We start from the raw sequence: 24446 nt of genomic DNA, 5'->3' as shown, positions 1-24446 counted from the left end.
TTATGAAAAAAACACAATCATTTTTAGCGCTAACGACCGCATTTACACTTTTTAACTCAACAGCAAGTTTTGCTATTACTGCGTCACCAGAAAACTGGTGGGTAGGGATGCAAAATGACTCATTACAAGTCATGCTTTACGATAACAATATTGCTAACAAAACGTGGCAAATGATGCCCTATAAAGGTGTTGAGTTTAAAGGGGTGACAACAACGAGTAATCCTAACTACGCATTTTTAGATTTAAATATCAGTGACAATGCAAAGGCGGGAACACTGACTTTTAAAGCTAAAGATGGCACAGAATTTACTTACCCATTAAATACCCGTGATAAGCAAAGTGCCAATCGTCATGGATTTACAAATAAAGATACGCTTTATTTAATCAACCCTGATCGCTTTGTAAATGGCGACCCAAGTAATGACACCGTTGCTGGAATGCAAGAGCCAGCAAACCCAAGTTTTAAAGGAGGCCGACATGGTGGTGATATTCAAGGTGTTATTAATAGCCTAGATTATCTTGAGGACCTCGGTGTGACGCAACTTTGGTTAACGCCGGTGCTTGAAAATGACATGCCAGACTATTCATATCATGGCTACGCCATAACTGATTTTTACAAAGTTGATCCTCGTATGGGCAGTAATGCGCTTTATAAAACCTTGTCGGCAGAAGCGAAAGATCATGGTATCGGTTTAGTGATGGACATGGTACTTAACCACTTTGGTTCATCACATCAGTGGATGGCTGACATGCCAACAGCTGATTGGGTTAACTTTGATGGCAAGTTTGAAAACGGTAAAAATGCCACTAGTCACGCCAGACAAACAATTCAAGACCCTCATGCGAGCCAATACGACAAACGTCAATTTAATGATGGTTGGTTTGTTGAGTCGATGCCTGATTTAAATCAGCGCCAGCCGTTACTATCAACGTATTTGATTCAGAATGCCATTTGGTGGATTGAATACGCCAACTTAAGCGGCATTCGTGTAGACACGTATTCATACTCAGATAAAGCATTTTTAGCCGATTGGACGAAAGCGATTATGACCGAGTATCCAAACTTTAATATTGTTGGTGAAGAGTGGACAACCAACCCTGCAATTGCATCTTATTGGCAGCGCGGCAAAGTCAATCAAGATGGTTATACCTCTGATTTACCAAGTGTGATGGACTTTTCATTACAAGAGGCGTTGATCCAAGCACTTAACGAAGAGGAAAGCTGGAATACTGGGTGGGTAAAAGTATATCAATCGCTGGCGAATGACTTTTTATATGCCGATACAGATAACATTTTAGTGTTTGCTGATAACCATGACATGAGCCGTGTTTACACTGAGCTGGGTCAAGACCTCGCAAAAACTAAATTAGCCATGACGCTGCTGTTAACAACTCGCGGTATTCCACAAATTTATTACGGCACTGAGCTGCTGCTCGATAACACCCCAAGCAATGACCACGGTGATATTCGCATTGACTTCCCAGGTGGGTTTAAAGGTCAAAAAGCGAATGCTTTCACAGGCAAAGGCCTTTCAACTGATCAGCAAGAGATGTTAACTACCATTAAAAAACTGCTTAAGCTTCGTCAAGAAAAACCAGCGTTAAGTGAAGGTCGTTTAATGCATTTTTCACCTAAGCAAGGCGTTTATAGCTATGTGAGAGAGCACAATGGCCAAACTGTATTGGTTGTTCTTAACAAAAACCAACAAGCCATTGATTGGGATTTAAGCTACATGCAAGAAGTGTTGAAAGGCAACAATAAAGGACGCGATTTAATCAGCGAAAAACGCGTTGATCTTACGGCGCCAATCCGCTTAAAAGCTATGCAAGCACGCTTAATCGAACTTGAATAATTGCAACTAATAGGCTGAATACGTATGCATTTACTGTCCGTATGCAGCCCTTAACATTAGTATGAACTGATATTTACAGAAAAATGAAGTAATGATGACAACATACAAACTAACTGCGTTAGTAGTGGCTTCGGTTTTAGGTTTAACTGCCTGTGGTAACGATGCGCCAGTACAGCAGAACACGCAACAGCAGCAATCAGAATCTAGCCAAGCAGCTATCTCTAAGCCTGTGGTATACCAAGTATTCACTCGATTATTTGGTAACACTAACACCACTAATAAACCGTGGGGCACATTAGAAGAAAATGGGGTAGGTAAATTCGCTGATTTTAATGATGCTGCACTACAAGGCATTAAAGAGCTAGGTACAACACATGTTTGGTACACTGGTGTACCGCGTCATGCTTTAGTAACTGACTATACCGAATACGGTTTGTCACAAGATGATCCTGATGTTGTCAAAGGCCGTGCAGGCTCGCCTTATGCTGTGAAGGATTATTATGATGTTAATCCTGATTTAGCAATTAACCCTGAGCGCCGCTTAGAGGAGTTTGTAGAGCTAATCAATCGTACTCATGAGCACGGTATGAAAGTTGTTATTGATATTGTGCCAAACCACGTAGCGCGTAACTATGAGTCGGTCGCCAAGCCTGAAGGCGTAAAGGATTTTGGTGCTGATGATGACACGACGAAAACCTATGCTCGCGATAATAACTTTTACTATGTAACAGGGCAGTCATTTCAAGTTCCTACCAGCGATAGCTACCAAGTGTTAGGTGGTAACCCGCATCCTCTTGCTGATAATCAGTTTGCCGAAACCCCAGCAAAATGGACGGGTAATGGGGCACGCGCTGCTAAACCTGACATCAATGATTGGTACGAAACAGTTAAAATCAATTACGGTGTGAAACCAGATGGCAGCTACGACTTCCCAACACTACCGGATGATTACGCTGATAAAGATTACCGCGCCCACTACGCATTTTGGCAAGATAAAGATCTACCAAATAGCTGGTATAAATTCCGCGATATCGCGCTTTATTGGTTAGATAAAGGTGTTGATGGTTTCCGTTATGATATGGCCGAGATGGTGCCTGTTGAGTTTTGGAGCTTTTTGAACTCATCAATCAAGATGCAAAAAAGCGATGCCTTTATTTTGGCAGAGGTTTATAACCCAACGCTTTATCGCCCTTATATCCAGCAAGGTAAGATGGATTACCTTTACGACAAAGTCGGTTTTTACGACACGGTTAAAGCTGTGATGCAAGGCAAGCAATCAGCGGATACTATTTTCGATATCCAAAGCCAAGTGGCGGATATTGAAGAGCATATGCTGCACTTTTTAGAAAACCATGATGAGCAACGCATTGCTAGCCCAGATTTCGCTGGTAGTAGTGAAAAAGGTAAGCCAGCGATGGTGGTATCTACATTGATGTCGCGCTCGCCAACCTTACTTTATTTTGGTCAAGCTGTCGGTGAAGATGGCTCTGAGGACGGTGGTTTTGGCGACCCAACGCGTACCAGCATTTTCGATTATATGGGTGTACCTGCGCATCAAGCATGGATGAATAATGGTAAATTCGATGGCGGTGCGCTTTCAAAGCAGCAAGCTGATCTTCGCGCTTACTACACCAAGTTAATGTCGTTAAACACACTTCCCGCCATTGTTGGTGGTGACATGCAAGCGGTTGAATTGACAGGCTCAGAGCAAGTGATTGCTTTTACGCGTAAGCTAGGTCAACAACTGGTGCTTGTAGTAAGTAACTTTTCAGAAAACCCACAAAATGTTGAGCTTACTCTTAAGCAAACGTTATTACCTAAACTTAACCACAGTGGTTTAACGTTAACTGATAACCTCGAAAATCATGCAGACATTGTGATTCCTGAGGCATCATCAAAGGCGCCAATTCAATTACAACTGAACGGCTTAAGAAGTGCAGTATTTACCTTAAAGGCTGACTATGAATAATAACAAACCAACGCTAAGCTTTTGGCAAATATGGAATATGTGTTTTGGATTCCTAGGTATCCAATTTGGCTTTGCATTACAAAACGGTAATGTAAGCCGTATTTTTCAAACCCTAGGTGCCAATGTTGATGATATTCCAATCCTTTGGGTTGCAGCGCCATTAACTGGCCTTATTGTTCAGCCGATCATCGGTTATTGGAGTGATAAAACATGGAATAAGTTAGGTCGTCGTCGTCCGTTCTTTTTCTATGGGGCTATTTTAACGACGTTATCGTTGTTCATTATGCCTAACTCACCAAGCCTGTGGATTGCGGCGGGTATGTTATGGATCATGGATGCGTCAATTAACGTGACTATGGAGCCATTCCGTGCTCTTGTCAGTGATAACCTACCGAAAAAACAACGCGCAACGGGTTATGCAATGCAAAGCTTCTTCATTGGTGTTGGTGCGGTTGTCGCGTCTGCGTTACCTTGGATGATGACTAACTGGTTCGATATTGCTAATACAGCACCTGCTGGGCAAATCCCAGATTCTGTAAAATTCTCGTTTTATTTTGGTGCAGTTGTACTTGTTATTGCTGTTCTTTGGACTGTATTTACAACTAAAGAGTATTCGCCAGAAGAGCTTGAAAGCTTTCATGAGCAAGAGCAAAGTGATGACGCAAGTGATATTCAAAGTGATGTAAACTTTAATAAAGGCGCGGTAATCTTTACGGTTCTTGGTCTTGTCGTGCTTGGTATTGTTACGGGTTTATCGCTTGAAAAAGAGCTTTATTTACTTGCTGGCGGCTTGATTAGTTTTGGTGTTATTCAATTTATTGCCGGGGCTTTAAAGGCTAAAAACGCAACCAATGGTGGTTTTTACCAAGTTGTGAATGATGTATTCACAATGCCTGAGGCAATGAAGCAATTGGCTTGGGTACAATTTTTTAGCTGGTTCTCATTATTTGCAATGTGGATTTATACCACGTCGGCAGTAACCAGTTTCCACTATGGCAGCAGTGACACAAGCTCACTTGCTTATAACAACGGCGCTGATTGGGTTGGTGTGTTATTTGCCGCTTACAATGGTTTTGCTGCCATTGCTGCAATGTGTATTCCGGTTATCGTTAAAAAGGTGGGGCTAAAAATGGCCCACGCTATCAATCTAGTGCTAGGTGCATTGGGTCTGGTCAGCTTCATTATTATCAAAGATCCAAGTTTACTTATCTGGCCGATGATTGGGGTAGGTTTTGCTTGGGCGTCAATTCTATCTTTGCCATACGCAATGTTAAGTACCTCAGTACCAAGTAAGAAAATGGGTGTGTACATGGGTATCTTTAACTTCTTTATTGTTATTCCGCAGCTTTTAGCGGCAAGCGTATTAGGCCTAATTTTACGCCACTTTTTTGATAATCAACCGATTTATGCGTTAGTGCTTGGTGCAGTGTCATTCGTACTAGCAGCAGTCGCTGTACTGCGCGTTAAGCAACAATAATAAGGACACACAATGAAAAAATTTAATCTTATTACGGCAAGCTTGTTAGCGTTAGGTTTAACAGCTTGTAGTTCAGAGCAATCAGTTAATACAGCAGTTGAGCAAGTGTCTGCGCCAGGAGCTCCGGGTGTTGAGCCTTTTTGGGCTTACTCAGGTAAAACGGGTATTGGTACCTCTTACGAGCAATACCAAGACGGCCACTATAGCGATGCAGCTGCTACTGGCAAAGTATCAAAAGTATGGTTCTCAATCGCGAAAGGCATGATCACAGAAACTATGTTTGGTTTAATTCACCAGGCGCAAATCAAAGATATGCAGTTTGTTGTAGTCGGTAAAGACTTTACCGTTACAGAGAGCGATGATCTTGATGTAAGCATTGATTATTTATACAAAGACGACGTTGGTCGCCCATTATCGCTTGCTTACAAAGTCGTAAGTAAAGATAAACAAGGTCGTTTCACTTTAGAAAAGCATATTTTTACAGATCCAAACGGCCAAACATTGTTTGTTCGTAGCGTATTTAATACCGACCTTGAAGGTGTGAAAGCCTACGTTAATGTAAACCCTTACATTGATAACAACGGCTTAGATGATTTTGCAAAAGTGACGGACAAGGGTCTAGTTGCTTGGCAAGATGATAACTTTTTATCTTTACAAGCAGCTCAACCATTTAAGCAAGCAAGCGTTGGCTTTACGGGGGTAAGTGATGGCTTAAAAGAGTTAAAAGCATCGCAATCACTATCAACGACTTACCAAAATACTGGTGATAAGTCGGGTAATGTAAGCTTACTTGCAGAGCTTGGTGAAATATCAAAAAACACCACCTTTGATTTAGCTTTAAGCTTTGGTAACTCTGAAGCTGCAAGCTTAAAAGAAGGCCAAGCAAGTTTAAATCAAGGCTACCAAAAAGTACTTGCTGCATATAACGGTGAAGGTGCTGCAATTGGTTGGCAAGACTACTTAGCAAGCCTTGAACCTTTGAGCACATTAACTAACAGCACCGCAGATAATGGTAAGCTGCTCTATACAAGCGCCATGGTGTTGAAAGCGCAAGAAGATAAAACTCATGCCGGTGCTTTAATTGCGTCACTGTCTAACCCTTGGGGTGAAACAGTATCAGCTAAAACAGGTTCTACCGGTTATAAAGCGGTTTGGGTACGTGATTTCTATCAAGTAGCAATGGCATTTATGGCCATGGGTGATACACGTACCGCTAAAACGGCGTTTGAATATCTAGAAAAAGTACAAGTAACAGATAACACACCTGGCAATGGTGGTGATACGGGTTGGTTCTTACAAAAGACGCATGTTGATGGTGAGCTTGAGTGGGTAGGAGTTCAGCTTGACCAAACAGCAATGCCAATTATGTTAGCGTGGAAACTACATCAAGCTGGCGTACTTAGCGATCAAGAGCTGACAGATTGGTATGGCAAAATGTTAAAACCAGCTGCTGATTTTTTAGTTGATGGTGGTCTTGCGAAAATTCTTTGGAATGACACTCAAATTACACCGCCTGCTACGCAACAAGAGCGCTGGGAAGAACAAAATGGTTTCTCTCCTTCAACAACGGCTGCGGTTGTTGCAGGCCTTGTGACAGCTTCTGATATTGCTAAAAAAGCAGGTGACACTAAAAATGCAGAGCGTTACCTAGCAACGGCTAAAACCTACAACAGTGAAATAGAAAGCACGATGTTTACGACTCAAGGTAACCTTAAGTCTGAAAATAGCGATGGTGAATATTTCATTCGTATTGGTCAAGACAAAGATCCAAACTCATCAACCACACTTAATGCCAATAATGGCCGTGAAGGTTTTGACAAAAAGCAGATCCTTGATGGTGGTTTCTTAGAGCTTGTTCGCTATGGTGTGCGTGATGCACTTGCGCCAAGCATTGTAAAAACATTACCAGAGTATGATGATGAAACCTTAGTTGATAACCTACAAGTACGTTACACCTTTAATTTTGCTGATGGCTCGGGCTCATTCCCAGGCTATCGCCGTTATGGTAACGATGGTTACGGTGAAGACCAAATGACAGGTAACAACTACGCTGAAGGTGGTAACAACACCCCGGGTCAACGTGGTCGTGTATGGCCGTTTTTCACAGGTGAGCGTGGTCACTATGAAATCGCTGCTGCAAACGCAACCAACAGCCTAGATGCGATGAAGCAACAAGCGATTAAAGACACCTATGTAAAAGGTATGGAAGCATTTGCCAATGAAGGCATGATGTTACCTGAACAAGTTTGGGATGGCGTAGGTAACAATAAAGCAGGCTATCAATTAGGTGAGGGGACAAATTCAGCCACACCACTTGCTTGGACTCATGCTGAATACATCAAGTTACTCCGTTCAGTGAGCGATAAACATGTGTGGGATCATTACCCAGTTGTTGAAGATGTATTGAAGTAAAACGTAATTGACATGCCCAATATTTATTGGGCATGTTGCTTTTGGAGCAAGGGAAAATGATGTTAAAAAAACTAGCCTTATATGCTTTACTCGCAATGAGTACGCAAAGTAAAGCGGATGACTATTTACTTTACTTTATGGGCGGCCAATCAAATATGGAAGGATTTGGCTTTAATAAAGACCTACCAGCGCAGTATAAAAAACCAGTTGAAAATACCTTACTCTTTTTTGGTAACCCGGTTGCTGATGATGCATTAAATGGCGGTAAAGGTGTTTGGACTAATTTAATGCCGGGCTTTGGTACAGGCGCAAGATCGACAGAGCATTCGATTATTTTATCTGACAGGTTTGGTCCTGAATTGAGTTTTGGTAAACGCTTATCTGAGATCACTGATAAGAAAATAGCCATTATCAAATATGCACGTGGTGGCTCATCTATTGCGCTTGGGGCATCTGGCTTTGGTACATGGGGGCAGAACTATGCTGACAACACCAAGATCAATCAATGGGATAACTTTCAAACTACAGTAAGAACTGCATTAGCTAACAATGATATAGATGGTGATGGTGAAGCAGATACTTTAGTACCAGCAGGGATCATTTGGATGCAGGGTGAGGCCGATGCCTATCATGAACAAGCATCTAAGGTTTATTTCGCTAATTTAACAAGCCTAATGAATGATATGAAAATGACATTTGGCAATAAAGAGTTACCAATCATTCTTGGCAGAATCGAAGACTCTGGTAAAACACCAGAAACACGCATGATGCCATATATAGAGAGTGTATGGGATGCTCAGAAAAAGTTTGTTAAATCAAATGCTAATGCTCATTTAGTCGCCTTTGATGAACCTGTCGAATTCATTGAAGATAAGTGGCACTATAAAAGTAATTACTATATAAAACTAGGTAACCTTTTTGCAGAAAAAGCAGCCGACACATTAGCTAAGTAGATTTCTTTTAAATAACTACTTAAATAATTAAGCCGCCGAACTAATCTAGGCGGTTTTTTTGTTTTGCACTTTTTTACAATTTAATTGTGATTTCCCTATATAGGTACGTTAAGATTGCTTATCTTTAGTTCAGTTAACAAAAGCCATTATTATTTGGCGGAGTTAGAAGCCGATCAATCAATGCAGGGAAGGTACAAATATGTATAGGGTTTTATCTACTTTATTGAGTGTTAGCTTATTGTGTTCTTGTGCAATAAATACAAACGTGGGTGAATATGTGCTTGGTGATGTTGAAACTTCAGTACGAGGTCACAATGTTGAAGTATTTACAGATCGCCAATTAGTGAGCTATAGAGCAACATTTCTTGGCCAGGTTTCGAGCTATTATTGCCAATTAGAAAGTGATATGCATTTACCACAAGCGGGTCCGTTTGATGATATTGATGGATCTAGAAGTCAACTCCAAGATACTCTTAAAAGTAAAGTACAGCAAAGGGGTGGCAATGCGATTGTATATGGACAGTGTTATATCAGTGCACATGCAGATACTGATTGCCAAAAAGCGCTGAGTTGTGAAGGGTTTGCGTACCAAGTTGAGTATTAAGTCGTTACTTAAGGTCTTGAGCGTGGCTAATTATCCTAACGTTATCCTAGGTTTGATGTTACTTTTTCATGTTTCTATTACCAGTAGTGCTGAACTTAAACCCTTCACTACAGATGGTTGCAGCTCTTTTCCTGATGGTACCTTAGAACATAAAAACTTATGGTTGGCTTGCTGTACAGCCCATGACCTTGCATATTGGCAAGGCGGTACTTTCAAGCAACGAGAGCAAGCTGACATTGATTTAAAAAAGTGTGTTGCAAAAGTAGGTGAGCAAGAAATTGCAGTATTGATGCTTGCTGGGGTCAGAGTGGGTGGCACACCTTTTTTACCTACCAGCTTTCGTTGGGGTTATGGCTGGCCATACCCCAAGTTTTATGGCGAACTAACAGAGCAAGAGCGTTTACAAGTCGAAAGCCGTTTAGCTGAGCTTAAGACTGAGCAAATTAAATAACCTATCGTTTATCTAATTTCTTTACAGTTTTTTGATGCATCGTTGATAGCAGTAGCTTCAGCACTTTTGGCAAAACGTGATGACATATATAGCCCTAATTGGTGGTCTGGCATTTTAATACGCGTAACGCCATTAAAGTGGTGAGGCTCGATATCTTTTGCAATTACAGTCGGTAGGGCTGTGATACCAGCTCTATTCTTAGCTACGAAATCAACGGCTTGTTGCCATGTACTGACTTGATGCTCATGGCTTAGCGATTCATTTTTATCAATGCCTAAATATTTAAGCATTAAGGTACGTGCCCCAGTACCGCGTTTATACACGATACCGTTCAAGTTAGCCTGCCTGCGTAAATTCTCGATACTCAAATCTGGGTCTGCGCTTTGGCTTATCAGTTCATATCCAACTTGATAAATTGTTGCTGAGCGAACCGCAAATAGATCTCTCTGTGGTAATAATAAAAGTGGCATGGCTATATCTACTTCATTGTTTTGCAACATTTTGATAAGCCGTGCTTGCGGTACAGTGATAACATCGTAATCGGTATCTAGGTGATTGATCACACAGCTATAAGCCGATTTTAATTCACCGTGAAAGTCTTTACGTGAGTACTTTAATGATTCGCCATTTTCGCTCGATACACCAATTGTTATTTTTGCAAAACAAGGGTGAGAGCAAAACAGGACAAGTAGAATAAGATGGGCAGTAATAAAGCCTTTTAAGTCCATTTAAAAAAATCGATAGGGTGAAACTTGAGCGAAATTTATCAGTTTAAACAGAACTGGACAAGGTAGGGTTGCTTACAGTGCAATTACATTAAAATGTAAGTGTTTTATTGAGATATTAATTAATTCCCTTATTAAACAAAGGGTTGGAGCTGTAAGTTGGTTGCTTACAGCTCGATTTACCTGATTATAGCCCAGCTTTTTTAGCGCGAGCAGTGTGTAGCTTTTTGTAGCTTTCGATTAAACGAAGGTGTCTATCTAAGCCCTCAAGCTTCATGCTGGTTTCTGTTAAACCATAGAACATTACATCGCCGTTGATTGAGCCAACAACTGCATCCATCGTTTCTTGACCAAACATACGGGTGAAGCTATGAATGTAATCTTCAATCTCAAGGTCATCGCTCAGTGCGACTTCTAACGTTGCATGCATTGCTTGGTAGAATAGGCCGCGCTCAACAATGGTATTGTCGTTATACTGTAAGAATGCTTCAACAAGCTCCATTGCTGCTTCTAAATCACCAAGTGCTAGGTAAATAAGTAGCTTCAGCTCAAGAATCGTTAACTGACCCCATACAGTGTTTTCATCAAACTCAATACCGATTAAGGTGATGATATCAATATAGTTATCAAGTTCACTTTGTTCTAAGCGCTCAACGAGATCAGCAAGTTGATCTTCTGATAAACGATGCAGGTTTAGGATATCTTCACGGAAGTTTAGTGCTTTATTGGTATTGTCCCAAATTAAGTCTTCTACTGGATACACTTCTGAGAAATCAGGCACTAAAATGCGACATGCAGTACCAAGGTCTGAGAATTCAGCAATGTAAGCTTCTTTACCTAAGCTTTCTAATATACCGAATAAGCTCGCTGTTTCTTCTTCATTGCTGCCAGAAAAATCCCACTCAACAAACTCATAGTCGTGTTTAGCACTGAAGAAACGCCATGAAATCACGCCCGTTGAATCAATAAAGTGCTCTACAAAGTTTTCTGGCTCAGACACAGCCATGCTATTGAACGTCGGTTTAGGCACATCGTTTAAGCCTTCAAAGCTTCTACCTTGTAATAGCTCAGTTAAGCTGCGCTCTAACGCCACTTCAAAGCTTGGATGCGCACCAAAAGAGGCAAATACACCGCCTGTTTTAGGGTTCATGAGTGTTACGCACATCACTGGGAACTGACCGCCTAGTGAGGCATCTTTTACTACAACAGGGAAACCTTGTTCTTCAAGGCCATTAATACCTGCAACAATCCCTGGGTATTTGTTTAAAACGTCCTCTGGTACGTCTGGTAAAACAATTTCTTGCTCAATGATCTGGCGCTTAACAGCACGTTCAAAAATTTCAGATAAACATTGTACTTTTGCTTCGGCAAAGTTGTTACCTGCGCTCATACCATTACTTAAGAATAAGTTTTCGATTAGGTTTGATGGGAAGTAAACAGTTTCACCGTCAGAGTGGCGTACATAAGGAATCGAACAAATACCACGTTCTTTATTGCCAGAGTTGGTATCGATTAGGTGAGAGCCACATAGCTCACCATCTGGATTATAAATTTCACGGGTATAGTCATCTAAAATGCCCTCTGGTAGAGAGTCATCATCAGTCAGTGCAAACCACTTTTCATTTGGGTAATGAACAAACTCGCTATTGGCAATGTCTTCGCCTAAGAACTGGTCGTTATAGAAGAAGTTACAGTTTAAGCGCTCAATAAACTCACCCAAAGCAGAACATAGCGCGCTTTCTTTGGTTGCACCTTTACCATTAGTAAAGCACATAGGCGAAGCTGCATCACGAATATGAAGTGACCATACATTTGGCACAATATTACGCCAAGAAGAAATCTCGATTTTCATCCCTAACTCTTCAAGGATGGCCGTCATATTTGCGATGGTTTCTTCAAGTGGTAAATCTTTACCTAAAATAAACGTGTTGCTGTCATCACCTGGTTTTGCCATCAGCATTGCTTGCGCATCAGCTTCGATGCTTTCAACAGTATCGATCTTAAATTCAGGGCCAGTTTGAATAACACGTTTAACTGTACAGCGCTCGACAGAGCGTAAAATACCTGTGCGATCTTTCTCTGAAAGGCTTTCTGGTAACTCAACCTGAATTTGGAAAATTTGGTTATAGCGGTCTTCTGGGTCAACGATATTGTTTTGCGCAACACGAATACCGTCAGTCGGGATATCACGTGAATTACAATACACTTTAATAAAGTAAGCCGCACACAATGCAGAAGATGCTAAGAAGTAATCGAATGGACTTGGTGCAGTGCCATCACCTTTATAGCGAATAGGTTGGTCTGCAATGACAGAGAAATCATCAAACTTGGCTTCAAGTCTGAGGTTGTCGAGAAAATTAACTTTAATTTCCATTAAAAAATTCCACCTTTGTGCGCGTTGCCATCTAAAGCGTTATGCCAGATAAGCATTTTCATCATAATAGGTGTAATTATCTGCTTTTTCGAAGTAATAGTCTTGGGTAAATCGAAAAAAAACTAATTTTAATGCAATCAGTGTCTGGTTGAGTAGGAAGTAGGCGATAACAAGGCTGTTATCGCCACAAAATTAAACACTCGAACCGCGAATAATTAAACGTGGCGGTAAAAGGGTATTCTCAACGTGTTCACCACGAATAAGCTTGAGCAGGTTATCGACCAACATTTGCCCGGCAAGGGTGGTATCTTGTTGAACAGTGGTGAGTGGTGGGTTTACAAAGCTGGCAACCGCAATGTTATCAAAGCCAACAACATGCACATCATCAGGAACCTTTATTTTTGCTTCTTTCAACGCGCGAATAGCACCAATAGCAATAAGGTCACTGGCCGCAAATAATGAGTTAAAGCGGATGTTATTTGCTATGAGTGAGCGAGTCGCGTGATAGCCTGATTCTTCTGTCGAAATGGCATTCGCCATTTTACGTTCGTTTAGTTTGATGCCTTTTGCTAAAAATGCATCTTTAAAACCTTGGTAGCGAGCAAAAAACTCCGGGCTATGATCAGAAGCATCGCCGATAAATGCACAATCGGTTCTACCGGTTGCGAGTAAATGTTCTGCTGCTAATTTACCACCGCCGTAGTTATCGCAGCTCACCGTTAAATCAGGGCGGTTATCAACACTTGCACCCCAGCAGACAAATTTAGTGTGTTGGTCAATTAGGGTTTTAAATTTAGGTTGATAATCGAGGTAATCACCATAACCGAGCAGAATTAGACCATCTGCACGGTGGCTGTCTTCGTAATCGGCTTGCCAATCTGAACTACTTGACTGAAACGACACCAGTAAGTCGTAGCCTTCTTTCGCACAGGCTCTAGTAATACTGCCAAGCATTGCTAAAAAGAAAGGGTTTATTTGTGATTCATCTGAAGTTGGATCTTCAAATAATAACAGGGCGAGGGTGCTACTTTGCTGTGTTCTTAAGTTACTGGCATTTTTATCAACTTTATAATTGAGCTGCTTTGCTACCTCATGAACACGTCGACGCGTTTCTTCGTTGACCAAAGGGCTATTTCGCAGCGCGCGAGAAACGGTTGACTGCGACACACCCGCATAATGTGCAATGTCAAAAGATGTCGCCTTACCTTTCATATGGTTACCAAATAACAGAAGTAGTATTTGCCATTTTCGGCTATTTATTATTTTTTTCAAGCTATTTGTGACAAGCGGCGTGTGTGTGGCTGTTCTGTAAACAGCTAGGCATTTTTTATGCGTATATAAATGCTTTTTCGATACTTAATACGCAGGTTTTTCCAATAAATACGTATGCATGCACAAATAATGAAAATTTTTATTGATCCTAATCTGACACCGGTGTCATAATGTCACTGTTTTATCATTTTGTTGTCAAAACGTATTTGGCTGCCCATTCATTTGGGCAGCATTTTTTTAATACAAAAGATAGCTTCTTTGAGGCAATGACCCAAAGTTTAGCAGACACAGTGGCTTTGCCATTGAAAACTAGAAAAATAAGCGGCAATTAGCTTAGACAAATAGAGAAAACATCATGAACACACAGACAACCACAGAATTTGCTCCTATTCTTGTTGCCGATATCGGCGGCACTAACGCTCGTTTCGCTTTAATCACTGACTTTAATGCACAAACTAACCAGTTTGTTATCGAGCACAATTTAACATTCCCAAGTGCTGATTTTGGCTCATTAGAAAGTGCAATTAACCAGTACTTCAGCCAAATTTCATTTCCTAAGCCAAGCCGTGCATGTTTAGCAGTCGCAGGCCCAATTAAAGCAGGCCAAGTTCACTTAACAAACTTAGGTTGGCACTTTAATGTTGCGGATTTAAAAGCAGAATTCTCATTCGAGCAACTTGAAGTCATCAACGACTTTGCTGCATTTGCTTATGCGGCACCGTATTTAGATGATTCGCAAAATATGGCTGTTAAAGCAGGTCAGGCTGATGAAAATGCGAACATTGCGGTTATGGGACCAGGCACTGGTTTTGGTGCTGCGTGTTTAGTTCGCACATCACAAGGCAGCGCTGTTCTTAGCTGCGAAGCAGGGCATATTTCTCTTGCGGCAGTGACAGAATTAGACCGCTTGTTAATCACTGAGCTTAAAAAGCAGTTAAATCATGTATCTGTTGAGACTGTGTTCTCGGGCCCAGGGATCGCACATTTATATCGTGCTATGGCAGCGGTTAAAGGTGTTGAAGCAAAAAATTTAGATGCAGCACAAATTAGCGAGCTTGCAACCACTGGTCAATGCGAAGTGTGTGATGCAACACTTAATCAATTTTGTGATTGGATCGGCAGCGTAGCAGGGGACTTAGCCCTGACATTCGGTGCTTTAGGTGGCGTATTTATTGGTGGTGGTATTTTACCTCGCATGCAACAACGTCTATTATCTAGTCGATTTGTAGAGCGTTTTGCAGACAAAGGCATTATGTCGCAATATACTTCACAGATCCCCGTTACGCTTGTAACACAAGACAACATTCCATTCATTGGTGCTGCTGCGTGTTTACATGTAAATAGTAACGCGTAACTAGCAGTTGGATGTAGAGCGGATGAAGAAAGTAACCATCAACAGTGTCGCCAGCTATGCCGGTGTATCGAAAAAAACAGTATCTCGCGTACTCAACAATGAGCCTAACGTGAGTGATGCAACGCGCGAAAAAGTACTTAAGGTATTTAAAGAGCTTGATTACACGCCAAACCCAATCGCTCGAGGTTTGGCTCAAAACCGTAGTTTCATTATTGGTTGCTTATACGATAATCCGAGTAAAAGCTATATTACCCGTGTGCAAACCGGTGCTTTAGCTGCGTGTCACGAGCTTAATTACAACTTATTGATCCACCCTTGCGAGTTACGAGGCGAAGAATTAATTAGCAACATTGAACATTTAATTCAAACTTCTCGTTTAGACGGTATTGTACTTACCCCGCCATTTTCAGATTTTCCTGAACTTGTCAGCTTTTTAAAATCTAAAAAGATCCCGTATGCTCGTGTCGCATCAGCGGTACTTGAAGATGACTCTATTTCGGTAAGAAGTAATGACGAGCAGGGGGCTTTTGAAATAACAGAGCATCTTATTAAGCTTGGTCATAAAGAAATCGCTTTCATTAAAGGTCACCCTGATCACAGTGCGACAGAGCAGCGTTTTAAAGGTTACCGCAGAGCACTTGCCTCAAATGGTATTGAGTTTGATGAACGCTTAGTTGAAGAAGGTAACTTTAGTTATCACTCTGGTGTTGATAGTGCGCGTACTATTCTAGATTTAAACCCTCGCCCAACAGCAGTATTTGCTTCTAATGACTACATGGCAGCGGCGGTGCTAAAACTTGCTACGCAAATGCAATTAAGAGTGCCGGATGATATCTCTATTGTTGGATTTGATAACGCACCTATTGCTCGCCATATCTGGCCAGGGTTAACGACCATTGCACAACCAGTAGAAGAAATGACCCAGCAAGCGGTTAAGCAACTGATCACCCATATTAGCGACCCACAAGAGTCTCCTTACCAAGTAACCCTTGAGGCAAAATTGATTACTCGCGAGTCGACAGCAGCGATTAAATAAATTTCATCTTGTTTTTTCACAGTAGCCCGAGAATGAGTGACGCGTTCTCGGGCTTTTTTATTTTCAATCTAAAAATTGCATTTTTATGATCTAAGTTGCTGTTTTTAAATAAAGCTCACAATATAACCTTTCTTATGGTTACACCTTTAATCATGGTGCTTTAGATGAATTCTACTCATATTTTATTAAAATAAAACTGTTCATTATTTGGTCATTTTAAAAAATTAAACTAAATTTAACAGATAGGGTTGACACCGGTGTCACAGTCGTGAGTTAATACAGTGACACCGGTGTCAGGTTGGTTGTGAGAGACAGCCTGTCAGCGTACCTTTGAACGGGTAAATCAAAGATGCTCAGTACAATTATTTTCGTGGAGTCTGTAATTGTTACTGAGCCTTTATCCTCTAACTATAGAGATGAGTCGAATTTTATGTTGCATCCTCGTATCCAAGAAGTCACCGAACGCGTTATTGAACGTAGTAAAGAGACCCGCCAAGCTTATTTAGAGCGAATCGCGCACGCAAAAAAACAAACAAGAGTTCGTGCTGGTTTAGGTTGTGGTAATATTGCACACGTTATGGCTGCTTGTAGCAGCGATGACAAAGCTCGTTTAAAAGCAGACGAGCAACCAAATCTAGCGATTATCAATTCATATAACGACATGCTTTCTGCGCATGTGCCTTACAAAGACTATCCAGAAATCATCAAAAACCTTGCAACTAAGTATGATGCAACAGCACAAGTTGCTGGCGGCGTACCTGCAATGTGTGACGGTGTGACACAAGGCCGTGATGGTATGGAACTGTCATTGTTTTCGCGTGATGTGATCGCAATGTCTACAGCGGTTTCTTTATCGCACGACGTGTTCGATGGTGTTTTCTGTTTAGGCGTATGCGACAAGATTGTCCCTGGACTTTTAATTGGTGCCTTATCATTTGGTCACTTACCAACGTATTTCTTACCAGCAGGTCCAATGCAATCGGGTATCCCGAATAAAGAAAAAGCCCGTGTACGTCAAAAATTTGCACAAGGCTTAGTAAGTCGCGAAGAGCTTTTAGAAGCAGAAAGCGCATCGTATCACAGTGCGGGTACGTGTACTTTCTACGGTACAGCAAACTCGAATCAAATGTTAATGGAAATCATGGGTCTACATTTACCAGGTAGCTCTTTCATTAACCCTTACACAGAACTACGTGATGGTTTAACAGGTCATGCTGTAGAAACCATGTTAAAGCAGCTAATCGAAACAAAAGATGCTAACTGCCTTGCTGATGTAGTGAGTGAAAAAACAATTATTAATGGTTTAGTTGGCTTGTTATCAACAGGCGGCTCAACAAACCACGCAATCCACTTAGTGGCTATTGCGAAAGCAGCAGGTGTGATCCTAACGTGGAAAGACATGGCTGACTTATCTGAAGTTGTGCCACTTCTTACGCGTATCTATCCAAATGGCTCAGCTGATGTGAACCACTTCCAAGCAGCTGGCGGAATGGGCTTCTTAATGAAGCAACTGCTTAGCAAAGGTTACTTACACAACGACGTGAAAACGATTGTTGGTGATGGCCTAGAGGCATACACCACAGAGCCAATGCTAGATAAAGACACATCAGTGATCATGACTAACAGCACAGGTCCAAGCAAAGTTAAATGGGTTGCATGTCCTGAAAAGTCACACGATGAAGAAGTTTTACGCCCAATTGATAACCCGTTTAGCAAGCAAGGTGGTTTACAGCTTCTTACAGGTAACCTTGGTAAGGCAGTAATTAAAGTATCAGCAGTGGCTGAATCACATCAGGTTGTTTCTGCACCAGCGAAAGTATTTAGCTCACAAGGTCAGTTACAAGAAGCATATAGCCGCGGTGAATTAAACACAGACTTTATCGCTGTAATTAAAGAACAAGGTCCGAAAGCGAAAGGCATGCCTGAGCTTCACAAGTTGACGCCAGTAATGGCAACACTACAAGACCAAGGCTACAAAGTGGCGATTGTGACAGACGGTCGTATGTCGGGTGCATCAGGTAAAGTGCCTGCTGCAATCCACTTAGCACCAGAAGCGGTTGAAGGTGGTGTAATCGCTAAAATTCACGAAGGTGATTTAGTGACACTTGACGCACCAGCGGGTGTATTAAAAGTACACGTAAGCGATGACGAATTAGCAAAACGTGAATTACAACTTAGCCAACCAAGTCATACATACGGTACAGGCCGAGAGTTATTCGCAGGTTTCAGAAATATAGTAAGTAGTGCAGACCTTGGCGCTAGCGCCTTCGGTTTAGAATAATAATACGCCGTTACTGGGCTATGAGGAACATACAATGAGCATTGAGAAAATTTTATCATCGGCACCTGTGGTACCGGTTGTTGTTATCGAAAAACTTGAAGATGCAGCACCCCTTGCACGTGCGCTTTATAACGGTGGCTTAAAAGCATTAGAAATTACTCTGCGAACACCGATTGCGGCAGAAGCAGTAAAGCTAATGAAAGAAGCTGTACCAGAAGCATACGTTGGCACAGGTACTGTTATTGATAAAGCGACATTTAATGCATCTGTTGAAGCTGGTGCTGACTTTATGGTGAGCCCAGGTGTAAACGACGAATTATTAGCACTGGCTAAAGAGTCTGATATTCCATTTTTACCCGGTGCAGCAACACCAAGTGAAGTAATGAAATTAGCAAGCCAAGGCTTTAAGTTTTTAAAGTTCTTTCCTGCAGAAGCAGCGGGTGGCACTGCAATGCTTAAATCAATTGGTGGCCCTTTACCGCAAGTGACTTTCTGCCCAACAGGCGGCATTAGCCTTGAAACAGCACCTAACTACCTGGCACTTAAAAATGTAATTTGTGTAGGTGGTACTTGGATGTTAGATAAACAACTTATTGAAAACAAAGACTGGCAAGCCATTGAAGCGCTTGCTCGCCAAGCAAGTGAAGTAAAATAATTAACGGGAGATATTAGAATGATTAATGTTGCAATTAATGGCTATGGACGTATCGGTCGTAACGTATTACGTGCTCTTTATGAGTCAGCTCAAAACAACGAAATCAAAATTGTTGCTATCAACGATTTAGCACCAGCAAATGTTAACGCGCATTTAACTCAATTTGACTCTGTACACGGTCAATTTTCTCAAAAAGTAACACTTGCTGAAAACACCATGCTAATTGGTAATGATGAAATTACCCTTACGCAAGAGCGTGATCCTGCAAACCTTCCTTGGAAAGCATTAAACGTCGATATCGTATTAGAATGTACGGGTTTATTCACTTCACGTGAAGCCGCTGCAAAACACATTGAAGCCGGTGCTAAAAAAGTAATCGTTTCTGCGCCTGGTACTGACATGGATGCAACAGTTGTTCATGGTGTTAACAGCGAAGTATTAAACGCTGACAGCAACATCATTTCAAACGCATCATGTACAACAAACTGTTTAGCACCGATTGCAAAAGCAATCAACGACACAGTAGGTATCGAGCAAGGTAGCATGACGACAATTCATGCTTACACAAACGATCAAAACTTATCTGACGTTTATCACCCAGACTTATACCGTGCACGTAGCGCAACTCAGTCAATGATCCCAACTAAAACAGGTGCAGCTAAAGCGGTTGGCTTAGTGCTTCCTGAACTTGCGGGTAAACTTGACGGCATGGCAGTGCGAGTTCCAACAATCAACGTTTCTTTAGTAGACTTAACGTTCGTTGCTAAGCGTGAAACAACTGCAGCAGAAATCAACGAAGTCGTTAAAGCAGCATCAGAAGGTGCAATGCAAGGTATTCTTGAATACAACGAACTACCACTTGTTTCTATCGACTTTAACCACAACCCAGCGTCTTCAATCTTCGATTCTACTCAAACTAAAGTAGATGGTAAGCTTGTTAAAGTGATGGCTTGGTACGATAACGAGTGGGGTTTCTCAAACCGCATGTTAGACCAAGTTAAAGCGTTAGGTCAGTTCTTATAATAGAACAGTAAAAGTTTAAGCTTTATCCAACAAAGCCACGTTTATCGTGGCTTTTTTGGTTTTTACTGGAAATTGATTTGGATTCACATTACTTTATTGTGCGTAATTATTTTCAAGGAAAGATAATGAAAAAAATCTTATTAACTACTTCATTCTTTGTAACCTCGTTACTGCCTAGTTATGCTTCAGCATCAGAAGAAGCACAACAACTTGCAGTGTGTTTAACAGATTCACTAAATGGTAAAGAACGAAAGAACCTCGCTAAGTGGATTTATCTAGGTATGTCGACGCACAGTATTATTAAACCTTTCGCGAATGTAACAGAGCAAGATATAGATGACACTAATCGCTATGTTGGTGCGTTAGTTACCCGTTTATTAACCGAAGACTGTCCAAAGCAAGCTAGGGCGGCGATTGATGTCGGCGGTCAGGGAGCAATGGAAAACGCATTCGGTATTGTCGGTGAAGTTGCAATGCAAGAGTTAATGGCTGAGCCAAGTGTGGGTAATGCTTTAGGTGCATTTGATAAATACCTTGATCAAGATAAGTTTGATAAAGCATTTCAGTAATAGTTAAAGGCTTATTCTTTTATAAGCCATTTCGTTTCATAAGGATATGGATGTTTAATAATATTAGACAGTTCTTCGCTATTAATTTGTAATTTACACATTTTTGTGATGACTCAGCGTATATTTGTTCCTAAATTCTTCTGTGTTATGCTGCAAAAAATTGATAAATGGATTTTATATCATGACACGTCTTTATCATCGGCTATTTAGAGCTGAGCAGTTTCAAGTGGGTGAAGGCAATATTAGCGGTTATATTGCTTGTTTCTTAGCGGTGTTATCCTGCTTAGGGGTATTAGCTTTTCATTTTCCAGAGTACTTAACGACCCCAGAGCTTAGGCAAAACTACAGTGTCGAGTTTTTACGTCAGCTGATGTTTGTGGCATTAATTATTTCAGGCAGTTTAGGGTTGTTGAACTTTGTTCGTAATACTAATAAACGGCTCGGTGCAACGGCTTGGGTGTTGATCTTGCTTGCTATTGCATTTGGCGGTCCGAATGTTGAAGTGGGCGACTTTAAAGATAATACGCCGTACTTGGGGCTGGATTGGGTCATTCTTGACTTACTTGGCTCCACACTGATTTTTATTCTAATTGAGAAGCTACTGCCGCACCGTAAAGAGCAAAAAATTCTCCGCTCTGAGTGGCAGGGTGATTTAAATCATTTCTTTGTTAATCACTTAATTATTGGTTTTGTGTTGCTGGCAACCAATCAGTTCGTGCATCATGCATTTGGCTGGGCTGTGTCTGATACAGTGCAAGGCTTTATTATTCAACTGCCCTTTTTACTGCAGCTATTTCTAATCATTTTAGTAGCTGATTTAATGCAATATTTTGTGCATAGGGCTTATCACGAAGTGCCTCTGCTTTGGCGTTTTCATGCCGTGCATCATAGTGCAAAAGAGATGGATTGGCTTGCAGGCTCTCGTCAGCATATTTTAGAAATACTCGTGACGCGCAGCTTAGTGCTCACGCCAATTTTTGTACTCGGCTTTCCATCGGATGTTATTAGCCTCTATGTCATTATTGTTGGCTTTCAGGCAGTATTTAACCACGCTAATGTTCGGGTGAAGTTTGGTTGGCTAAAGTATTTGCTGGTTACACCTCAGTTTCATCATTGGCATCATTCATCTGATAAAGCGGCCATTGACCGTAACTATGCTGCGCATTTTTCTTTTTTAGATTATCTTTTTGGCACTGCTGTGAAAGGTCAAGCAGAGTGGCCCGATAAATATGGTGTGGTTGGCGATTACATGCCCGAAGGTATGTTAAAACAGCAGGTGTTCCCGTTTAAAAAGCAAAAATAAAGCCTCATAGAGGCTTTATTTATTATTACCTATACTCATAATCGCGAAACTAGCTCAGAAAGGCGAGGGCGTTTGTCTGAGTTTAGTACCAAGCACTCTTGAGCTATGTCAGAAAGCATCTTAGTAATGTCGTTTTGTTCACTCACTACGGTCAGTAGATCATCAATGAAATAACCAAGGGCGCGCACTTCAATGCCTTCTAATAGCTGCTGTTGATCAGGCGTCAGCATTGATAAGTCTGTTGCTGCACCAAAGTCACCGAATAATAAATCGCCCTGTGAATTGATCATGCTGTTATGGGCATAAATGTCACCATGGCTTACTTGCTTTTGATGCAAATGAGCGAGGGTACTGGCCATTTGCTTAACAATTTTTAGCACCATTTCTGGCGCGTACTGGCAGTTGTCTTCGAATGTGTCACGGGTACAAGTTGCAAGGGAAGGTGGCAAACCAAGATTACTAAACTCTTTACTGATAAGCTCCATCACTAAACCAAGTTGTGACTCTTCATCAACATAGCCTAATGCTTTTATGAGATTTCGATGCTCACTGGCTTTTAAACAGCAATTTAGCTCATCAAGTGGATAGCCATCACTGGTGATCTCGCCTTTAAATAACTTAAGGGCAACAGGCTGTTGATGCCAATTGGCTAAGTGAATAACCCCAGATGCGCCTTGGCCAATCTGCTTTTTAACATCGATTTCATCCAGTGCGATTTGGCTAAACTGCTCACAGTGCAAGCTAGTTGAGCGATTTAAATCGTTACCAGAGAAGGCAAGCCAAGCAAGTTTCGGTAAAGCTAAAAGCCAATCTTCAATTTTTGTAAGTTTATTGGCACTTAAACGTATTAGCTCAAGCTCTTTACAATTAGCCATTGAGACTGGCAAATGTGTTAACTGATTACCTGCCAGTGCGAGCTTTTTAAGCTTGCTGTACTCACCAAATGTATCTGGTAAAGCGGGGATTTGATTATCAGTTAAGATTAACCATTCAATCTGCGTTGGCAAACAGTGCGCTTTAAATTCAGTAATTTGATTACCTTTAAATGCCACCATGATTAAGTTTGGGCATTCTCTTAGCACGTCTGGAATATGTTTAAACTGATTAAATGATAAAAACAGCCGTTTGAGATTTTTTAATTTGTAAAAATCGTCAGGTAAATCACTTAGCTGATTATTAGATAAATCGAGGATTTCTAACGTATCGGCTAGGGTATAAATTTCTTTTGGCAATTCAGTTAGTTCTGCAACAAGCTGAAGCCGTGTACAACCTAGTAGAGAACCGGCTTTTAACTCTTCGAGGGTATTCAATGTTGATTCCTTTGGGCTAAAAGGTAAAAGGCCAACTTGGTTGGCCTTTTTAATTAAAACTGTGCGTTGTGGTAAACGTTTTGTACGTCGTCACAGTCTTCTAGCATGGCTAAAAAGCGTTCCATGACTTCAACGTCTTCACCTTCAATGGGTGCTTCTACTTGCGGCACAAAAGCAATTAGATCTTCGTGGAAATCAGTAATTCCCATTTCTTCAAGTGCTGTACGGGTGTTGTTGTATTCAGTGTGTGGAGCGAATACAGTCACTTTACCGTCTTCAACTTCTACATCTGTTACATCTACATCAGCCATCATTAGTGCTTCTAAAACAGCCTCGTCATCATCACCATCAAATACAAAAATAGCGAGGTGATCAAATAAGTGTGATACTGAGTTTTGCGCACCAATTTTTGCATTCGCTTTTGTAAAACAAACACGTACGTCAGCAAAGGTACGTTTGTTGTTGTCGGTTAAACAGTCAACAATGATCATACAGTTACCCGGGCCGTAACCTTCATAGCGAGTTGCTACGTAATCTTCGCCGCCACCGCCTTTGGCTTTATCGATTGCACGCTCAATTACATGCGTAGGTACTTGGTCTTTTTTAGCACGCTCAATTAAGCGACGAAGCGCTAAGTTGCCATCGGGATCAACACCACCATTCTTAGCGCAGATATAAATTTCTTTTCCGTACTTTGAATAAACTTTGGTTTTTGCACCCGCAGTTTTTGCCATTGAGTCTTTTTTGTTTTGATAAGCTCTGCCCATCTGCGTGTTGCCTTTTTGTTATAGATAAAAATAAAGCGGTTATTCTAATCATTTAAAC

The 24446-nt window shown here is 41.2% G+C and carries 19 protein-coding genes; 14 read left to right on the top strand and 5 right to left on the bottom strand.

Annotation, left to right across the window (positions count from 1 at the left end; genetic code table 11):
- The first annotated feature begins 2 nt into the window (after positions 1–2).
- The 7 genes from NH153_RS16045 to NH153_RS16015 all read left to right on the top strand — a co-directional run bounded on the left by NH153_RS16045 (position 3) and on the right by NH153_RS16015 (position 9719).
- On the top strand, positions 3–1853 hold the full coding sequence (locus NH153_RS16045) for a glycoside hydrolase family 13 protein (RefSeq protein WP_063705696.1): 1851 nt from the start codon (positions 3–5) through the stop codon (positions 1851–1853).
- A gap of 94 nt (positions 1854–1947) precedes the next feature.
- A complete protein-coding gene (locus tag NH153_RS16040) occupies positions 1948–3822 on the top strand; it encodes an alpha-amylase family glycosyl hydrolase (protein ID WP_420820059.1) in 1875 nt (624 codons plus the stop codon).
- Complete coding sequence (locus NH153_RS16035; RefSeq protein WP_063705692.1) at positions 3815–5299, top strand: MFS transporter; 1485 nt, start codon at positions 3815–3817, stop codon at positions 5297–5299. The genes NH153_RS16040 and NH153_RS16035 overlap by 8 nt, the downstream gene beginning before the upstream one ends.
- Before the next feature lie 12 nt (positions 5300–5311).
- Positions 5312–7711, top strand: coding sequence for a glucan 1,4-alpha-glucosidase (locus tag NH153_RS16030; RefSeq protein ID WP_063705690.1), 2400 nt, complete (start codon positions 5312–5314; stop codon positions 7709–7711).
- Positions 7712–7767: 56 nt separating this feature from the next.
- Complete coding sequence (locus tag NH153_RS16025; protein WP_158685567.1) at positions 7768–8664, top strand: sialate O-acetylesterase; 897 nt, start codon at positions 7768–7770, stop codon at positions 8662–8664.
- Between the two features lie 199 nt (positions 8665–8863).
- Positions 8864–9268, top strand: coding sequence for a hypothetical protein (locus tag NH153_RS16020; RefSeq protein WP_063705687.1), 405 nt, complete (start codon positions 8864–8866; stop codon positions 9266–9268).
- 22 nt (positions 9269–9290) lie between these two features.
- On the top strand, positions 9291–9719 hold the full coding sequence (locus tag NH153_RS16015; RefSeq protein ID WP_338052262.1) for a hypothetical protein: 429 nt from the start codon (positions 9291–9293) through the stop codon (positions 9717–9719).
- 8 nt (positions 9720–9727) lie between these two features.
- Here NH153_RS16015 and NH153_RS16010 read toward each other — a convergent pair whose 3' ends face one another.
- From NH153_RS16010 to NH153_RS16000, 3 genes are all read right to left on the bottom strand, one after another.
- Positions 9728–10447, bottom strand: coding sequence for a hypothetical protein (locus NH153_RS16010; protein ID WP_063705686.1), 720 nt, complete (start codon positions 10445–10447; stop codon positions 9728–9730).
- A gap of 184 nt (positions 10448–10631) precedes the next feature.
- Positions 10632–12818 carry an OsmC domain/YcaO domain-containing protein gene (locus NH153_RS16005; protein WP_063705685.1) on the bottom strand — a complete coding sequence of 729 codons (2187 nt, stop codon included), beginning with the start codon at positions 12816–12818 and terminating at the stop codon, positions 10632–10634.
- Positions 12819–13010: 192 nt separating this feature from the next.
- Positions 13011–14030: a LacI family DNA-binding transcriptional regulator gene (locus NH153_RS16000; protein ID WP_063705684.1), complete on the bottom strand. Its 1020-nt coding sequence runs from the start codon at positions 14028–14030 to the stop codon at positions 13011–13013.
- Between the two features lie 415 nt (positions 14031–14445).
- Here NH153_RS16000 and glk point away from each other — a divergent pair, with 415 nt between their 5' ends.
- The 7 genes from glk to NH153_RS15965 all read left to right on the top strand — a co-directional run bounded on the left by glk (position 14446) and on the right by NH153_RS15965 (position 22311).
- The gene (gene glk, locus NH153_RS15995; RefSeq protein WP_063705682.1) at positions 14446–15444 is read left to right on the top strand and encodes a glucokinase; all 999 of its coding nucleotides are present in this window, start codon (positions 14446–14448) and stop codon (positions 15442–15444) included.
- A gap of 22 nt (positions 15445–15466) precedes the next feature.
- The gene (locus NH153_RS15990; protein ID WP_063705679.1) at positions 15467–16480 is read left to right on the top strand and encodes a LacI family DNA-binding transcriptional regulator; all 1014 of its coding nucleotides are present in this window, start codon (positions 15467–15469) and stop codon (positions 16478–16480) included.
- A gap of 430 nt (positions 16481–16910) precedes the next feature.
- On the top strand, positions 16911–18761 hold the full coding sequence (gene edd / locus NH153_RS15985) for a phosphogluconate dehydratase (protein ID WP_063705677.1): 1851 nt from the start codon (positions 16911–16913) through the stop codon (positions 18759–18761).
- A 34-nt stretch (positions 18762–18795) separates the two neighbouring features.
- Complete coding sequence (locus tag NH153_RS15980; RefSeq protein ID WP_063705675.1) at positions 18796–19416, top strand: bifunctional 4-hydroxy-2-oxoglutarate aldolase/2-dehydro-3-deoxy-phosphogluconate aldolase; 621 nt, start codon at positions 18796–18798, stop codon at positions 19414–19416.
- Between the two features lie 18 nt (positions 19417–19434).
- Entirely contained in the window at positions 19435–20439 is a 1005-nt protein-coding gene (gene gap / locus NH153_RS15975) for a type I glyceraldehyde-3-phosphate dehydrogenase (RefSeq protein ID WP_063705673.1), read from the top strand.
- Between the two features lie 125 nt (positions 20440–20564).
- Positions 20565–21008: a hypothetical protein gene (locus NH153_RS15970; RefSeq protein WP_063705671.1), complete on the top strand. Its 444-nt coding sequence runs from the start codon at positions 20565–20567 to the stop codon at positions 21006–21008.
- Positions 21009–21189: 181 nt separating this feature from the next.
- A complete protein-coding gene (locus NH153_RS15965; protein WP_063705669.1) occupies positions 21190–22311 on the top strand; it encodes a sterol desaturase family protein in 1122 nt (373 codons plus the stop codon).
- A 35-nt stretch (positions 22312–22346) separates the two neighbouring features.
- On the opposite strand, the gene NH153_RS15960 is transcribed toward NH153_RS15965, so the two are convergent.
- Entirely contained in the window at positions 22347–23621 is a 1275-nt protein-coding gene (locus NH153_RS15960) for a leucine-rich repeat-containing protein kinase family protein (protein WP_063705667.1), read from the bottom strand.
- Positions 23622–23674: 53 nt separating this feature from the next.
- Positions 23675–24388: a YebC/PmpR family DNA-binding transcriptional regulator gene (locus NH153_RS15955; protein ID WP_054561631.1), complete on the bottom strand. Its 714-nt coding sequence runs from the start codon at positions 24386–24388 to the stop codon at positions 23675–23677.
- Positions 24389–24446 lie beyond the last annotated feature (58 nt).

It is taken from the genome of Pseudoalteromonas gelatinilytica (genome assembly GCF_001641615.1).
In the GTDB taxonomy this organism is placed as follows: Bacteria; Pseudomonadota; Gammaproteobacteria; order Enterobacterales; family Alteromonadaceae; genus Pseudoalteromonas; species Pseudoalteromonas gelatinilytica.
The sequence above is the reverse complement of the archived record's forward strand: the minus strand, read 5'-3'. Positions and strand labels throughout refer to the sequence as shown.

Bases quoted from the DNA above. Each gene is read 5' to 3' on its own strand.
- NH153_RS16045 (WP_063705696.1), top strand. From the start codon at position 3: ATGAAAAAAACACAATCATTTTTAGCGCTAACGACCGCATTTACACTT.
- NH153_RS16040 (WP_420820059.1), top strand. From the start codon at position 1,948: ATGACAACATACAAACTAACTGCGTTAGTAGTGGCTTCGGTTTTAGGT.
- NH153_RS16035 (WP_063705692.1), top strand. From the start codon at position 3,815: ATGAATAATAACAAACCAACGCTAAGCTTTTGGCAAATATGGAATATG.
- NH153_RS16030 (WP_063705690.1), top strand. From the start codon at position 5,312: ATGAAAAAATTTAATCTTATTACGGCAAGCTTGTTAGCGTTAGGTTTA.
- NH153_RS16025 (WP_158685567.1), top strand. From the start codon at position 7,768: ATGATGTTAAAAAAACTAGCCTTATATGCTTTACTCGCAATGAGTACG.
- NH153_RS16020 (WP_063705687.1), top strand. From the start codon at position 8,864: ATGTATAGGGTTTTATCTACTTTATTGAGTGTTAGCTTATTGTGTTCT.
- NH153_RS16010 (WP_063705686.1), bottom strand. From the start codon at position 10,447: ATGGACTTAAAAGGCTTTATTACTGCCCATCTTATTCTACTTGTCCTG.
- NH153_RS16005 (WP_063705685.1), bottom strand. From the start codon at position 12,818: ATGGAAATTAAAGTTAATTTTCTCGACAACCTCAGACTTGAAGCCAAG.
- NH153_RS16000 (WP_063705684.1), bottom strand. From the start codon at position 14,030: ATGAAAGGTAAGGCGACATCTTTTGACATTGCACATTATGCGGGTGTG.
- glk (WP_063705682.1), top strand. From the start codon at position 14,446: ATGAACACACAGACAACCACAGAATTTGCTCCTATTCTTGTTGCCGAT.
- NH153_RS15990 (WP_063705679.1), top strand. From the start codon at position 15,467: ATGAAGAAAGTAACCATCAACAGTGTCGCCAGCTATGCCGGTGTATCG.
- edd (WP_063705677.1), top strand. From the start codon at position 16,911: ATGTTGCATCCTCGTATCCAAGAAGTCACCGAACGCGTTATTGAACGT.
- NH153_RS15980 (WP_063705675.1), top strand. From the start codon at position 18,796: ATGAGCATTGAGAAAATTTTATCATCGGCACCTGTGGTACCGGTTGTT.
- gap (WP_063705673.1), top strand. From the start codon at position 19,435: ATGATTAATGTTGCAATTAATGGCTATGGACGTATCGGTCGTAACGTA.
- NH153_RS15970 (WP_063705671.1), top strand. From the start codon at position 20,565: ATGAAAAAAATCTTATTAACTACTTCATTCTTTGTAACCTCGTTACTG.
- NH153_RS15965 (WP_063705669.1), top strand. From the start codon at position 21,190: ATGACACGTCTTTATCATCGGCTATTTAGAGCTGAGCAGTTTCAAGTG.
- NH153_RS15955 (WP_054561631.1), bottom strand. From the start codon at position 24,388: ATGGGCAGAGCTTATCAAAACAAAAAAGACTCAATGGCAAAAACTGCG.